This is a genomic window from Arthrospira sp. PCC 8006, from assembly GCF_046480465.1.
GTDB classification, from domain to species: domain Bacteria; phylum Cyanobacteriota; class Cyanobacteriia; order Cyanobacteriales; family Microcoleaceae; genus Limnospira; species Limnospira platensis.
Genome location: NZ_PKGG01000115.1, coordinates 1 through 16,443 on the forward strand (window position 1 = coordinate 1; position 16,443 = coordinate 16,443).

Annotated in this window: 11 protein-coding genes; 4 read left to right on the forward strand and 7 right to left on the reverse strand. The window is 44.0% G+C overall.

Translation table 11 applies throughout. The features are described from left to right. Positions 1–391: site-2 protease family protein (locus B9T16_RS16465; RefSeq protein ID WP_410245270.1), on the forward strand; the 391-nt coding region annotated here is incomplete at its 5' end. Positions 392–628: 237 nt separating this feature from the next. On the opposite strand, the gene B9T16_RS16470 is transcribed toward B9T16_RS16465, so the two are convergent. The 6 genes from B9T16_RS16470 to B9T16_RS16495 all read right to left on the reverse strand — a co-directional run bounded on the left by B9T16_RS16470 (position 629) and on the right by B9T16_RS16495 (position 13,275). Continuing rightward, a complete protein-coding gene (locus tag B9T16_RS16470) occupies positions 629–3,541 on the reverse strand; it encodes a plasmid replication protein, CyRepA1 family (RefSeq protein WP_410245271.1) in 2,913 nt (970 codons plus the stop codon). A gap of 145 nt (positions 3,542–3,686) precedes the next feature. Further along, positions 3,687–6,014, reverse strand: coding sequence for a hypothetical protein (locus B9T16_RS16475; protein ID WP_410244289.1), 2,328 nt, complete (start codon positions 6,012–6,014; stop codon positions 3,687–3,689). Between the two features lie 6 nt (positions 6,015–6,020). Beyond that, positions 6,021–7,886, reverse strand: coding sequence for a GtrA family protein (locus tag B9T16_RS16480; protein ID WP_410244290.1), 1,866 nt, complete (start codon positions 7,884–7,886; stop codon positions 6,021–6,023). Between the two features lie 571 nt (positions 7,887–8,457). Then, entirely contained in the window at positions 8,458–9,291 is an 834-nt protein-coding gene (gene ylqF / locus B9T16_RS16485) for a ribosome biogenesis GTPase YlqF (RefSeq protein WP_006620006.1), read from the reverse strand. Positions 9,292–9,328: 37 nt separating this feature from the next. Further along, complete coding sequence (locus B9T16_RS16490; protein ID WP_410244291.1) at positions 9,329–11,842, reverse strand: MASE1 domain-containing protein; 2,514 nt, start codon at positions 11,840–11,842, stop codon at positions 9,329–9,331. A 230-nt stretch (positions 11,843–12,072) separates the two neighbouring features. Continuing rightward, positions 12,073–13,275 (reverse strand): phosphoglycerate kinase, encoded by a 1,203-nt coding sequence (locus B9T16_RS16495; protein ID WP_410245272.1) that lies wholly within the window; start codon positions 13,273–13,275, stop codon positions 12,073–12,075. A gap of 167 nt (positions 13,276–13,442) precedes the next feature. On the opposite strand from B9T16_RS16495, the gene B9T16_RS16500 reads away from it, so the two are divergent. Continuing rightward, positions 13,443–13,856 carry a universal stress protein gene (locus tag B9T16_RS16500; RefSeq protein WP_006620003.1) on the forward strand — a complete coding sequence of 138 codons (414 nt, stop codon included), beginning with the start codon at positions 13,443–13,445 and terminating at the stop codon, positions 13,854–13,856. Positions 13,857–14,214: 358 nt separating this feature from the next. Here the strand turns inward: B9T16_RS16500 and B9T16_RS16505 are convergent, their stop codons facing one another. Beyond that, positions 14,215–14,637, reverse strand: a complete 423-nt coding sequence (locus B9T16_RS16505) for a hypothetical protein (RefSeq protein WP_006620002.1) — start codon at positions 14,635–14,637, stop codon at positions 14,215–14,217. Between the two features lie 66 nt (positions 14,638–14,703). Between B9T16_RS16505 and folD the strand changes: the two genes are divergently transcribed. Both folD and B9T16_RS16515 read left to right on the forward strand, forming a co-directional pair. Continuing rightward, positions 14,704–15,564, forward strand: a complete 861-nt coding sequence (folD, locus tag B9T16_RS16510) for a bifunctional methylenetetrahydrofolate dehydrogenase/methenyltetrahydrofolate cyclohydrolase FolD (RefSeq protein WP_006620001.1) — start codon at positions 14,704–14,706, stop codon at positions 15,562–15,564. 154 nt (positions 15,565–15,718) lie between these two features. Further along, the coding region (locus B9T16_RS16515; protein ID WP_410245273.1) for a polyprenyl synthetase family protein at positions 15,719–16,443 on the forward strand (725 nt) is incomplete at its 3' end.

Here is a 16,443-nt window from a genome sequence, read left to right on the forward strand (position 1 = left end):
AAACGCCCTACAGCAAAGTATTGTCGATGTTCACCCCTTAACTATCATTGGTTGGTTAGGCTTGGTGATTACTGCTATTAATTTAATGCCTGCTGGACAGTTAGATGGTGGTCGCATTATCCAGTCTATCTTTGGGCGTAAAGTCGCTGGACGGTCTACTTTTGCTACTTTTATTGTTTTGGCGATCGCCTCTTTGGTCAATCCCCTGGCTTTGTATTGGGCGGCGGTTATCCTCATTTTACAACGCAACCTCGAACGTCCTAGCCTTAATGAACTCACAGAACCTGACGATACCCGCGCGGCTTGGGGGCTCCTGGCTATCTTTATGATGATTATTACCCTCTTTCCCCTTACCCCTACGTTGGCTAGTCGCTTGGGAATTGGCGGTTGATCTCACCCCATAGACAAGCCACCCCTGTCTCTATATTGGCTATTGTGTTAAGTTATGTAACAAAAAATTAAGAATTGTTGCAAAAAACGACTTTTGGCAGTGGGGGGGGTTGATTTTCGTGGCGGTCTCTGGTATTATTTTAGATAATGGAAATATTGGCAATTTTATTTTTTAGGCAAATGTTCCATTATGATATAAACTATATGTCAATATCTTATCATGACTCGACAGGGGTTGTCAACCCCCAGAATTATTCAACCATTGTTGAAAGACAAGATTTCTGTCATCATCAGGGATAAGTAATTGATAGACCCGATGTCGTTTTTTACCACAAGTTTGGAGACGATCGCATTTTAAGCCATAACCAATTTTATCAAGAAAGCGACTTAGTACCATAATGGGGGTAGATCGTGGTGCTAACCCTATTCCGATAATAGACTTAATAGCAGTGCGATCGCCTAAAGCCAGCTTCGCCATTTCCTGTAAATCAGGATCAGTATTTTTAAACTCGCGATTTTCCTGTTGTAATAAAGTAGGAATGCGTAATAATTCGAGAGTCCCCACCACTGCGCCTAATTGCGATCGGTTAAAATCAGGACTAAATAAACTACCTTGTCCTCGTTGTCCCAACTCCTGGGCTATTCGCGCATCTCTTGCGGACAGAAAGGGACGACCAACAGTTAAAAAATAATGCAATTTCAATTGTTGATACCATCCCTGGTCATCCTTAGTAACCAATTCAGGATTAACGGGAATACCATAGCGAGATTTTAATTGATACTTGCGTAAAGATTGACATTCTGAAGGTGTTTTAAACAGCTTTTTTTGCAATATATGATATTCCAAATCACTTAAATCTGTAGCGGTAGATATAGCCCAACATTCAGTCTGATAATTGCGATCGCGCACAGCAGAAATCAAATCAGTTAAACTAGGTTTAAGGTGATGGTCAGCCACCAAATCAGAAGTTTCGCGATGAGGAGAAACGGGGAATAATTGATGACCTTCAGCTTCCAAGCCAGCCAATACAGATTCCCGATAGCGGGTCATAGCAGCATTAAACCGGACGGCAATTTTAGCCCAACACAGTAAAGACTCAGCTTGAAACCCCATTTCCAAATCATCTACATCATCAAAATCCGACTGTTGTAATAAACGAATGTTTAACTGAGTTAAGCGATGGCTACAACTCAGGAGAGATGACATAGATAAAGCGCCATTTCCCAACCTATTTAAACCGTGGGAAGCTATCCACAGATGTCGAGGGATATTTTCGCGAATTCTAGCCAAAGCCTGACGCACAGAATTGTCAGATTGAACCCCTTGGGCGATACCCCATACGGAGGTAAAATGACCTTTTAAATCAATACTCACCCCAGTTTCAATAGCAGGGGAAGCCAAAACCATATCATAATCTGCTAAAATATGATTAAGTCGGTTGATGCAACCGTAGGCGGGATGATGAGGGTCAGCCAAAGATTGGGAATCAATACGGAGGATTTTCAGTTGAGGAAATTGGGTTTTAAAATAGGCTTCTAAGGTAGAAGTCCCCCACTTACTAGCCAACTTTTGGGCGGATAAACAAACAAAGGGACGACCCCCACTAGCGAGGTGATTTTCTAGGTCTTTAACTAATTGTTTAGGGGTATGACCGCCATAGTGGTAAACATTCCAAGCCTGATCAGCAGTAGGTCGAAAATGGTTTTCGATAATAAAGGGAGTTAGGGGAATTCCCGATAAGGCTTTTAGATAATCAATAGTGGTATCACTGAGGTCAGCATCAGCGATAACTACCCGACCATTTGAGATGAAGACATTTTGCAATAAAACTTTGAGCGATCGCAATATAGCGACTCGATATTGGCGACAGGTATCGGAATTTAGACCATGCCAAATTACCTGTTCAACTTCATCAAAAATCACCAAAGTATTAGCCCAATTATTAGGGTTAAAAGCCCGAGAAGAAGCGGGATGTAAAGAATCAATACATAATCCATAACCCTCTCCAGGACTACTGATAACCGTCCCCATTCCGGCTTTCATATAGTTTAAACCAAACCGCTGACAGAGAGATTCTACTAAGCGGATACGATGACCGATAACCAGGACAGACTGACCGTTATCGCTGGCTTGTTTAACGAGGTTTTCTAAGAGTCGAGTTTTCCCGCTACCTTTGGGGGATTTAATGGCGACTAATTGGGAGGCTTCGGGGATGGTTAAATCCTCTGGGAGATAGGGACAATTGAGGTTGAAATCGGCGGAATAGGTTAAGCGTGAGTGGGAGATGGCGCGCCAGGTTTCCAGGGGTTTAGCGACTTGATAGGCTTGATGTAGGGCTTCTACTCCTTGGGTCGCAATGAGATCATCAACCCCTTTCCCTAATTGGGGTTTCCAGGTAATGACCTTGGTATGACAACCTCTGCGGCTGAGAAGGTATCCCATTTGGCGGATAGTTGCGTCTACGGCTTTGATGGTGTTGGGTTTGGTGTCGCTATCAAAGACAATATAGATTTGGCGACCTGGGGTGGCTAATTTTTGCAATTCGGGTATTAACTGCGATTTTCCGATGCGGTTTCCCCATTGTTCTCGCGGGACTCGATAGCCGCCGTTAATACCGGGAAGGGCTATGGCTGGGTATCCAGCAGTCAGTAGTGATCCGGCTTTTTTTGCGCCTTCGGTGATACAGATGGGAATTTCGTGATGATCAATAACCCATTCCCAAAATCCTAAATCGGCGCGGTCTGGTTGTATGGCTTCGGGGGAAAGGGTTACACTGTGACGATGGGCGATCGCTTCCCAAATTGATTGGGAAACGCGCAAGGCGAAAATTCCGGTGGTGGTTTGGGGAGGATGTTCGTATTTTATGGGTTTATTGCTGTGACTGCTAAGGCGAGGTTTGGCGGGCTTGAAGCATCCCCACAGATCCTCGTTTCCAGTTAAGATATCGACACCTGAACACCACCAGCCCCCTTGGTTAACATGACTATAGCGTTTAAGAATGCGATCGCATACTCGACCACCATTGCGTCTGGGTAGGTTGTCGGCATACAGCAGATAATCTAAAGGGCGATCGCCTTCTAGGGGGATAACATTCAATTGAGTTAGCTCTGGGTCAACGCAGCTTGCGTTCCATTCTATCAGATGATTCACGATATCTCCAGGAAATTCGGCACACCCCACACTGCCTATACAATCAATTGGGATTTAGGGGATTTATACTATAACCCCAGATGTGGAGTTTTTGTCAATTGATTGGCTGAATCTTCCATATATATGGGGTAATTGACCAGACCCATCACGTCCTCGCCCCATCCTGACTTAGTTTAATGATGTCAATGGCTTCTCCAATTTGGGTTAGCTGGTGGTTTTCGGAATTATAAGCCCAAACCTTTAAAGATATTTCGCCAGGGGGTAAACTAGCGGTGGGAATCCTTAGCCTCCAGCCAGATTGTGCATATTCAGGAATTCCTAAAACACTAGCAACATCCCAGCGAGGAATATTCACCTCCCCGACAGCAATTAACTGGTTATTATCCCCCAGGCTGAGATAAACAGCATCAGCGGGTTTTCGGTTTTCTGGAATTACTCCCCACCCGGTTAAAACTGAGGGTTGACCTACCCGAATTGGTGATTCTGGAATGACATCAATTGCGCCATTAAATTGGTCGGTAGTGGCGAAAGTTGGGGGGATATCACTGCGTCGCCAAAACCAATGGGATTGGACGAATTTGTGTGGGCGATATTTTTGTAAAATATATTGATAAATTAGAGAGGCTGAATCGGCTTTTAAGACTTCATCCCAGGGGTTTTGAAACCAGACATCATTAGTTAAGAGAATTATGGGGGGTTGAGTCCTTTCTAGGTCTTGGATTACCTGGTTTTGGGCGACGGTAGGTTTAGCATAGAGAACATAGCTATATTTTGAACAGGATGGCTTATTATATAGATAATACCACAATCCTTCTGATGTGACATTAAAAAAACAGGATTGATTGGCTATTTCTGGTGACATGACATTTTTGGCTTCTAAATAATCGGGTTTGAGTAATTCAGTATCAGGGACAGAGATAGCGGCTGGGAGTTGCGATAGTTTCTGGGATGCTTCCAGGACATTAAAACCAGATTCTGAGGTTAGAATAAATATCAATAACACGCCTATACTCAGCTTTTGCGGCAATGTTAGGGTTAATTGATGTAGGGGATTTTCCAGATATCGCCGATAAGCTAACAGCAATAAATATACAGTTAAAAATGCTGTCATAATTGCGCCGTGATAAGCATGACCTAAATCACTGCGGTCTAGGGTGATTCTCATATAAACGCCGGCGGCGGATAGGAGAATTAGGGTAAATAAATGTTTGCGGACAAGGAATTTAAGTTGGAAGTTATGGCTGATTAAATCCCAGGTGAGATAGGTTAAAACTCCGGCTTGAATGAGAATAGATAGCCAGAATTTTTGGGAGATAAAGGTCATTTGGAAGGGGGGAAGGGGAATGAAGGAAATGTAGCGACCATATTTTCCCCAGTAGGCGATTTGAGAGGCGATCGCATTTACTTGATCTAATCCTAAAAAAATGGCGATCGCACTCAGGGAAATGACTACCCCGGTGAAAGTTGCAGTTAACCAAGTTTTGCTAGTTTGGGAAGGTAAAAATAGGCTGATGATACAGGTAATCAAATAAACGGCTAAGAAATATATGGCGCGGTCATACACATACAAAAAACCCCCAGGAATAGACAACCCCACCAACAGGGATAAAATTATGGCTTGTCGTCTAGGAAAATGGTGGCTATCCCCGACATGATTAGATTGTAATTGTTGTGGTGTTTCCCAGGGTAGAAATAGGCGAAAATAACGGAGAGTTATGGCGATTTGAAAGACAAACCAAGTCCCTCGCCTCCCGTCAAACTTGAAGAAAATGCTATCAAAAATACACCAGAATAAACAGAGTAGTAAAAAAATGGGTAATTTTGACTTTTTTAATCCTACTAACCCGGTGATTTCCCACAAAATCCAAAAATAGCCTACAGCAGTGAGTGCATTTTGGAGATTAACAACTAGCCGACTTAAAGCAATTCCGTTATTATTGCTAATGAAACTCATGGCTATTTCTGTGGGTAAAACATCCATACCATAGCCATGAATTAAGACGGTATTAATAAAGGGCTTTTCCAGTTGGGAGAAATTCGGCCAAAATCCCAAAAATTCTCCTTCGTGGAAGGAGTCCCGCAAAAGGGAGGTAATTTGAAACTGGTTGAAAGGAATATTAATGACCCAGGCTAAGAGTAAAATTCCGGTAGCGGTTGCTAAAAACCAATTTTGGCTGAGAGTTTTGGCGGTAATGTTAATGACAGGGTGGAGATATTCTCCCGGCGATGTTTTCCGAAATTTCCAAACTATCAGAGTTAGCAGGGGGGGAGTAAATAGCAAAATCAGATATTTGAGATAATCTGTATAGGGACTGATATTCTCAATGCTGGCTTGGGAAATTACCCCGGTGGTATTGTTTCTGATCGGGATAGCAATGGGGTTGACCAGGGGAACAAAAATCATCCAACTGGTGAGGGTAATTATCAAGACTACGGCTAAACTTGGTGGGGGGGTAAATTTGCGATCGCTCATTTTTACCTAAGACTCCCAACTGGAAATGCGATCGCCTGACGAAAAGGAATATAGCTTATGTCCGGTAAAACTAATTAAGGCTACACAGGCGGCGCTTACGAGTCTAGCCGGGGTAGGAGACCACCCCAATTCATTAATCAACAATTGTAATAACCCCAAATTCGCCAATAAACTATTTAAGGCGACTGTCGCAAAAACTCCATATTGCATCAACCAGTTACGCCAGTAAATACCAAACACAAACCGACGACTTAACCAGAAATTGGTACTTAGTCCCAAAAAGTAACTAATTCCCAAGGCGTAAACATACCAAATTCCCGCCTGGGTAAGAAGGGAAAACACCAAAACATCTACAACGGTTGCACTTCCCCCGGTGAGTAAATAACCGCCAAACTGTCGCAAGGTAGCGATCGCCTGACGACGGCGAGACTTTCGGGAAACCGCCGCCACTGTGGTGGGGGTGTCGGCTTCGGCTTCTTCGACATATTCACTATCACTATTGACATTCCAGAGATTATGTTTTCCGGGGGTGATTACATTTTCCGCCGCCAAAATTCCCATCAATAAGCTATGGTCTTGGTTATTATACTTAAATGCACCATATCGACCCACCAACTGCAAATTCTGGAAACCTTTAAAATACTCCTCAAGGGTTGCTAAAGAGGCTTTATAATTTCCGGCATATATCGGATAAGTCCGAGGTAAACGGACAACAAACCCCCCAGAAACCTGCTGCTTTTGGAGTAATCCAATTTTTATCAGGTCGGCTTGCGCCATGTGTAGCAGGTCTTCTTCTGGACAATTCCATAACTGATCATCAAAATTGCACCAATACTCACAACAGAGGGGAGTTTGATAATTATTGGGTAACATTTCGGGCGACCAATTGGCAAAATTTGTCACCCTTCCTAATTTGACCCTGGGGTCGTTAATATATAGCCAGTTATCGGGGAATAAATGACCATCATCAATAATTAAATAGACTAAAATAGTATTCCGAAATTTAAGCGATCGCGCTGATTCTATTACTGGCGGAGGCGGTGCTGTTTTCAACTCTTCCACTAATAAAGTTAAGGGAATAGAAGAAATCACCCCCCCACAGCTAAAAGTTTGCACTTCTTTAGTCTCACGGTTGCGGACAGTCACATGGGTAGCCTGACCATCATTATGATGTACCTCAATCACTTCGGTATTCAGTAATAAAGGCTGCTGATGCTGATTTAAATAATCGGCTATTTTATCATAAAGTTGACCAGACCCCAACCGAGGAAATTGGAATTGGTCAATCAAGGTTTTGACTTTACCATCATTTCCTAATAAGGCATTAACCACGGCTTTATATAAGGACAAACCCTTAATTCTTTGTGCCGCCCAGTCGGCGCTAATTTCTGTACAAGGAATTCCCCAAAGTTTCTCGGTGTAACTCTCAAAGAAAATCTCAAACAGCCGTCGCCCAAATTTACCAATCACCCACTCAGAAAAATTCTCTGGCTGAGGTTTGGGAAATAAACGCACTTTCACATAAGACGAAAGTATTTTAACTGTCTCCAATAACCCCAACGCCGAAAGCACCTGTTTGGCTTGGAGAGGATAACTAAAGTATTTTCCCCCGTAATAAATGCGGGTAAGTCGATTAACTGTTACCTGGTCTTTTTCTAATACTTGATTCCAGAGTTTCACCACAGGCGATAATTTGGTGAAAAATCGATGGGGTCCGAAATCGAGAATAAACCCTTTATACTCGATACTTTTCGCTAGTCCCCCCACGCGCTTATCTCTTTCTACTACTACTACAGGAATTCCCTGACGGGTGAGAGTATAAGCCGCAGCTAACCCCGCTGGACCCGCACCTAAAATGTAAATCGGTTTCATCACACCACACTCAAATTATCGACTTGGGCAAATTGTACTCATCATACACTATCATCCATAATAACCCGATTTTTCTATTCAAAAGGGGTTGACATTATCCTCTATTTTCTGATATTCTAGGTCATATATAACATAATATAAATATTTGTGTATATTTTTTTTGAAAATAGATTTCCATTGTAATAAAATTATATCCGAGGTTTCCCCAAATTGTCAACCCCCCTTCCCGAAAAAGCCGGGCAACGATAAGTTTTACTAATTTAAAATTCGCCAATAGTTTTAATATTTAAAAGATTGTAAATATTTATGACATTTTTATTGCTAAATATTATCAAATAATTGACGACAGAATGGGGGTTGTGGTAGATTTATGTAAATAAAAATCCACTGGGGTTTCTGTGAACCGAGCAAAATACGGCTTAAAAAGCCGATTATATGGTGAGTCTTGGGCGATCGCCGAGGGAATTTCAAGTTTAGCGATGCACGAGTTTTGGGGAAATTCGGGGTGATCGAAAATCGGCGACTTGACAAAAACGGATATTTATGGTATTGGCAGTCAAACCGAGTAAAATCAAGATGGTGGAATTTCCAAAGCGATCGCCCCTAATAAGCCCTTGCGAAAATCATTGAGTAGCTGTCGTGCGGTGCGTTCCAAATCTCCTTGAAAGCGTTGATCAGCCAAGGCTTGTAGATAAGACTCTCCAGTTTCCGAAGCGATCGCGAGAGAATAGCGATCGGTCAATTTATCGTGAATTTGGAGATGTTGAAACAAATCGACCATACCCGCCGCCACCCGTTGGTTATCATAACCCGCCTCACCAATATCCTCACAAATCGCCAACTTGAGAGCATCCTGTTGATTTTCAATGCGGCTAGGAATAACCCCTGGCGCATCCAACAATTCAATTTGCTTAGAAATCCTGACCCACTGTAACTTGCGTGTCACCCCTGCCCGTCTAGCACTTTCTACCACTCGTCGCCCCAAAAGTCGATTAATCAAAGCCGACTTACCGACATTAGGAAATCCAATCACCCCAGCCCGGACAGGTCGGGGTAACATTCCCCGCTGCTGACGTTTTTGATTCAACTGTTCTCCGGCTTGTTTAGTAGCGCGTACTACTGCATCAACGCCATCTCCCTGTTGAGCATTAGTAAAATAGGGGATTTCCTGATGTTCCTCAAACCACTGTTGCCATTGTTGTTGTATATGGGGAGGAATCATATCTTGGCGATTAATAATCAATAATCGTGGTTTTTGGGATACCCATTGAGATACTTTAGGGTGGTGAGTCGCCAAGGGAATGCGAGCGTCCCGAACTTCTAGGACCACATCAACTCGTTTAAGTTGTTCTGTGAGGGTACGTTCAGCTTTAGCAATATGACCGGGATACCATTGAATTGTCATGATTGGTTAATAGTAGATTAATAGTTAAGTGAAAGGTTCAAGTTGCCTCTTTTCCCTGATACATATATTGAGGTAATCGCATGGTCAAAGTTGACCCCTGGTTTAACTGACTTTCAACCCAGAGATCACCACCCATCATCTGACATAATTTATGAGTTATAGAAAGTCCCAAACCCATGCCGCCATATTTACGGGTTGTACTTTCATCAGCTTGGGTAAAGGGACTAAAAACCGTGCCTATTTGTCGCTCATTCATGCCAATTCCGGTATCCTGAACTTGCCAAAAGATAAAGGAGATTTCTGAGAGAGTTTCTGAGGGAGATTCCGGGGAGTGATAAATGGGCAAATCGGGTAAATCTGTAGCGGGAATTAACTGTTGCCATACTCGTAAAATTACCTGTCCTTGTTCGGTGAATTTGCAGGCATTACTTAACAAATTAAGTAGGGACTGTCTGACTTTAGTTACATCAGTATACATCAAGTCCAGACCGGGAGCAACCTCTAGGGTCAATTGATTATGATTTTTTTCAGCCAAGGGTGCTATAGTGGTTTCCACTTCCCAAAGCAAGGTATTAATTTGAAATTTTTCTAGGTGAAAATTCATGCGGCCAGCTTCAATCTTAGAAAAATCGATAATATCACTAATTAAGGTGAGGAGATGTTGACCCGCAACGTGGATATTTTTCAAGTCAGCCACAAAGTCATCCTGACCGATATCTTGAGCGTCTTCTTGTAGTAATTCACTGTAACCGAGAATAGCATTTAGGGGAGTGCGAAGTTCATGACTCATATTAGCTAAAAATAGGCTTTTAGCTTGGTTAGCCTGTTCGGCAGCTTCTTTAGCTCTACGGAGTTCCTCAGCCTGTTTATGTTCCGTGATATCACTAGCCAGGGTAAGCAAACAGGGGGTATTTTCTAATTGGATAGGTTCAATGGCGATTAACCAATCTCGAATTGCGCCTGATTTATGGCGGACTTCCACGGTTAAATTACTGAGGCGATCGCCATTAGTAAGTCTTTTAAAGATGGGGTTAATCTGGTCAGGATCCCACATTTGCAAATCCTCGAAAGTGCGGTCAATGACCTGTTCCCGACTCCATCCCAATTGCCGAAGAAAACTATCATTGACATCCACAAATCGCCCTTCTTGAGCAGTAGTAATACTAATGCCAATGGGACTAGCTTTAAACACCCGGGAAAACCTTTCCTCACTAGCTCTTAAAGCAATTTCAGCGCGTTTGCGCTCAGTGATATCCTGAACAGTGCTAGTAATATGGGTGGTGGTAACGATCGCCTGTTCAACCACAAATCGTTCTTGACCGTCAGGGCGTGCAATCCGATAATCTATAGAATAGGGAATTTGCTCTGAGATAGCTTGAGAAATAGCAGTTTCCACCCGGAGGCGATCGAGAGGATGGATATATTGCATAAAACTATCAATGCTGGGAGTCACCTGGTCAGGGTTAACGCCAAAAATGCGGTAAAGCTGATCAGACCAAGAACAGTTTAGTCGTCGGATATCTAATTCCCAGTGTCCTAACTTAGCAATACGTTGAGCGGTAGCCAAACTAGCTTCCCCCGAACGTAGAGATGCTTCTACTGTTTGTCGTTCTTCCACCGCACCAGCTAAAAATAAACCCGTGATAGTCATCACTAAAATAAAGGCTTGTAGAGAAAAGACCTGGGGATTTTCGTTGAGGTTGTCCATAAAAGGGCCACTACCCCGTAGGACACCCCAGACGGCAAATGTTGCTGTTAATAAGTGAGCGATCGCAGTTCCTCGCTGACCAAAACGTAGGGAAGCCCAGACTAGCAGTGGAAATGGCAGGTACTCTAGGGGGTAGTGAATAGTGAGAACGCGGGTTCTCGAACAGAATACAAACCAATTCAAAGCCGAAAATAGTACCAACCAGCTTCCTATTTCCAGATAGCTGAATAATTTAGGCAGCCATAGCTGTTGTTTGGGGTTTTTGAGAATCTCATAGCTTTCAGGTAATAGCCAACTCCAATGATTCCCGGTTGACCCCTGCAAGTCTCTGGTCTGTTGATATTTAATATTAAATCGATTAGCCCAAGTCAGAAGTACCGGGGCTAATAGCAGAACGCCAATGGTATCTCCCAGCCACCATGTTACCCAAATATCAGCGAATGTATCGGATTTGATTTCTCCAGCGATTAATAATGCGATCGGAGTAATAGTAGAATTAATCAGACTCGAGAGGGCTCCAGCTAGAATAGCTAGTCCCAGTACATCCTTGAGGCGCGCTAAAGCCGGAGAGAAACCGATCCTTTTTAACATCAACCAACCCGCACCAGCTTCTAGGAGGGTTCCCAGAGTCCAAATTAATCCCAGATAACCGGAGTGGCCGGTCAGCCAATAGTTAGAAAACAAAGCACCGAGGATAATTCCCGGCCAACATTTACCCCCCCACCAAATTAAAACCACTAAAGACCATCCCGCTGCCGGCCAGAAAATGGCTTCCATGGCATTGAGCATTAAAGTCTCAATGGTTATCCAGATTAACCCCAGATAAACCAGAAGCGCAACCATATTGATAATTAGGTAGCGTGCCAGTTTAGATCTGAGGATGTTATGGAACTGAAGCATTTTAATCCCCTTCGTTGCTTCTCCCCCACACTCAAAGAAATTAGCCTCAGTATCCTAAGACCGACTTCCCACCTCGTTTAAGATTAGGGATATCTTTAGTATAGTCGCCGATTCTGTTGGGGTAAGCGATCGCACTTAATCGACTTACCCCAAAATCGTTTTACCAACGGCAATTAGGCATCATCTAAAGCCACAATACCAGGGAGTTGCTTACCTTCGAGGAGTTCCAGACTAGCCACACCACCTGTAGAAATGTGGCTCATCTTCTCACCCAAATTCAGTTGTTCCACAGCCGCCACCGAGTCGCCGCCACCGATAATTGTAGTTGTACCTGTGCTAGTGAGTTCTGCCAAAGTTTGAGCGATCGCCCGAGTACCCGCCGCAAACTTCTCAAACTCAAAAACTCCCATCGGACCATTCCAGAGGACAGTTTTGCAGTCTCCCAAGGCTTCTTGGAACACCTTAACAGAATCAGGGCCAATATCCAATCCCATCCAACCATCAGGAATTGCTTCAACGCTAACAGTTTGAGAATCAGCATCGGCTGCAAACTTATCAGCGAGAACCACATCTGTAGGTAACAACATAGTTACCCCTTTTTCTTTCGCCTTCGCTTCCAGGGACTTAGCCAACTCCAGCTTATCTTCTTCCACCAGGGAATTACCCACACTCAGACCCCTGGCTTTATAGAACGTGAAAATCATGCCGCCACCCAACAACAACTTATCGCATTTGTCAAGTAACGTTTCAATGACACCAATTTTGCTAGAGACCTTAGAACCACCAATAATGGCAGCTAGGGGACGTTGAGGGCTTTCAATGGCCCCTTGTAGGAACTGCAATTCCTTCTCAATCAAATAACCCGCCACACAGGGGCTCAGATATTGAGTCACACCTTCAGTGGAAGCATGGGCGCGGTGTGCAGTACCAAAGGCATCATTTACATACAGATCCGCTACGGAAGCCAACTGCTTGGCAAATTCAGGATCATTTTTCTCCTCAGCGGCATGGAAGCGGACATTTTCCAGTAAAAGTACATCACCATCATTCATGGCCCCCACTGCTAGGGCGACTTCTTCCCCAATGCAATCTTCACATTTATTAACGGTTTTGCCCAAAAGTTCCGACAAACGCGCCGCCACAGGGGTTAAGCGCATTGATTCAACTACTTGACCTTTGGGACGGCCAAAGTGACTGGTCAGAATCACTTTGGCTCCTTTAGAGGTCAGATCTTGAATGGTAGGCAGAGCTGCCCGAATCCTGGTATCATCACTGATAGAGCCGTTATCAAGGGGTACGTTAAAGTCAGCACGCACCAGCACTTTCTTACCAGATAGTTCTGATGCTGACAAATTTGCTACAGTTTTTTTAGCCACAGGATTAACCTCTTTGATCGTTTATTCTGCTTTAATCGAAATTAAATGGGAACGGTGAGGGTTATTGGTTAATGGCCCCTAGGCTGTTACCAACCAGGTGGCCCACCTGCCATCAAATCGTTCACCGTAAACATTCTACCTAAGTCCGCGTCTTGGAGATGCGAGATATGTTTAAGACCGTTTTATTTGCTATAGATCAAAGTCGAGAAGCCCGCGAGGCGGCTGAAAGGGTGATTAATATTGTCCAAACCTATCAGTCTAACCTCTATCTTCTCGCTGTTGTTGAACCAAAAGAACCAGACGGGGAGCCTCCCCATTCTGAACCGATGACTTCCCCTGATACGGTGAGCCAACTTTTACAGGAGGCTCATGGTATTTTCTCTGAGCTGGGGATTGATGCTAAACTCATTGAACGTGAAGGTAAACCTGCTTTCACTATCTGTGATGTGGCTGATGAGATTGATGCTGATCTGATTGTGATGGGTAGTCGCGGCACTGGACTCACAGAAGAAGGTGTTGCTGACAGTATCACTAACCGTGTGATTAATCTCTCTCCCTGTCCTGTCTTGGTTGTTCCTTAACTTAATTCCCCCGTTAACCTATAACCTATCTTTAACGGGGGGTTATCACCCCCCATCTCTCTATCTATTAAGTTGATTTTTTAGTCAATTTTAAAAAAATGTCCCCCCAGAAACGCGCCGAGGGGTTGACAACTTCCGGGAATTTATGCTACTGTTGATAACATATTGTTCATAATGGGAATATTGGCAATAACAAAAAAAAGGCATATATTTCCATTATTTAAAATGATATCACAAGCTCGCCCAAAAAGCTACCCCCTCCCCAAAACAGGTCGTTTTTGCAACAATTCTTAACTTTTTGTTACAAAACTTAACATAATTTACCAACTCCTCTGGGTCGGGGGAGTGTGATTGTCGATTATCCGTGATCAGTGATTCTTTCCAATTCTTGAATATAGAAATCACCAATATCTAAACCGGGGGCTCCTTCGACAGTAATTTGTTCATAGTTAACCTGACCCCGGATGAACATTTGTTGACCGATAGAAGGTAGAGGTTGGGTAGTAAAAACCCAGATAGTCCCTGTAGAGTCTTGAAGCTGATATGCACCAGCGCCGACAAAGGGAGCGAGGTTAGCTACAGTTCCCTCTGTGTAGACTTTAGCGCCAACTTGGCGCTGTTGTGCGATCGCCTCAATGTTAGTAGTTTGGCGAGTAAATTGAGTGGTAGACTCAATAATTTGGCGACAGCCGATGATCCCTGGTGTTAGCGATAGTAGAATCAAGAGAATATGGAAGTGGTGAGCAAAGCGTGGGGGTAGGAGAATCGCAAATCTAGGCATACTATCTAAAAATGGGGACAGATTTCTGGGAAAATATACAGGCTTTGAGTTGGTGGATATATTGTGATGGCTAATTTATTAGACGGTAAGACAACAGCCCAAAAAATTCAATGGCAATTGAGGGAAATAATTAAGTCCCGCAAACCACAAGGGGGACGACCTCCAGGTTTAGCAGTGTTAATGGTAGGAGATAACCCCGCCAGCGCCGTCTATGTCCGCAACAAAGAGAAATCCTGTGAACGGGTAGGAATAGCATCGTTTGGTCAACATTTCCCGGCTGATACGAGCCAGGAAGAACTTACAGAAGCGATCGCCAATTTAAACGAAGATGATCGGGTTGATGGTATTCTAGTACAATTGCCTTTACCAGACCACTTAGACGCTGTAAGTTTGCTGTATGAGATAGCACCGCACAAGGACGCGGACGGGTTGCACCCGATGAACTTAGGGAGATTAGCAAGAGGGGAAAAGGGGTTACGCAGTTGTACTCCAGCGGGGGTAATGCGTCTATTAGAAGAATATCAAATCCCATTAGCGGGAAAACGAGCGGTAGTGCTAGGACGGAGTATTTTAGTGGGAAAACCCATGGCTTTGATGTTACTAGAGGCTAATTGTACGGTAACTGTTGCCCATTCCCGGACGGAAAACCTAGAAGCGATCGCATCGGAAGCTGATATTCTGATAGCGGCGGTAGGTCGTCCTGAGATGGTCAAAGCCAATTATATCAAACCGGGGGCAGTAGTTATCGATGTGGGAATTAACCGCTTAGAAGATGCTAACGGAAAATCGCGGTTAGTAGGAGATGTAGACTTCCAGGCGGCTGAACCCATAGCGGGATATATTACCCCTGTACCGGGTGGTATCGGTCCGATGACTGTGGCTATGCTATTACAGAATACGGTGGACAGTTATCAGAAACGCATCTGATCGACTCGATGATCTGATTAACGGGATTCGCGATCGCGCATGGTGTCAAAAGACCCGTACAATAAAAACTGATGTTCACCCATTACTACCCTACTTGTCCCTATAAACCGCTATCAGACTTTGGCTGGTTGGGCTGTGGGGTTTGCCCCTAATTATGACAGATATCAACACCGACGGTATGGTAGTCACAGAAAACATGGATTTATCCGGGTCAGATACACCATTTGACCTATCGACTTATCTTAGCCAAAAAAAGGAATTAGTGGAAGCAGCCCTAGATGCTGCTATTACTGTCACCTACCCCGAAAAAATTTATGAGTCGATGCGCTATTCCCTTATGGCTGGGGGAAAACGGCTGCGACCTACTTTATGTTTGGCTACCTGTGAACTGCTTGGGGGTACAGTGGAAATGGCAATGCCGACAGCCTGCGCCTTAGAGATGATTCATACGATGTCTTTAATTCACGATGATCTACCAGCAATGGATAATGATGATTATCGGCGTGGGAAATTGACTAACCATAAGGTCTATGGCGATGATATTGCTATTTTAGCGGGAGATGGATTGCTCAGTTATGCTTTTGAGTTCGTGGCTACCCAAACTCAAGGTGTACCCCCGGAAAGAGTCCTACAGGTAATCGGTCGCCTGGGTCGTGCGGTGGGGGCGACTGGATTAGTGGGAGGTCAGGTGGTAGATATAGCATCGGAGGGTTTATCAAATGTATCTGAGGAAACTCTAACTTTTATCCACACCCACAAGACGGGGGCTTTATTAGAAGCCTGTGTGGTCTGTGGTGCGATTTTGGCGGGTGCTAATGAAACTGACCTCGAAAGACTGTCTCGCTATGCTAAAAATATTGGCTTGGCGTTTCAAATTGT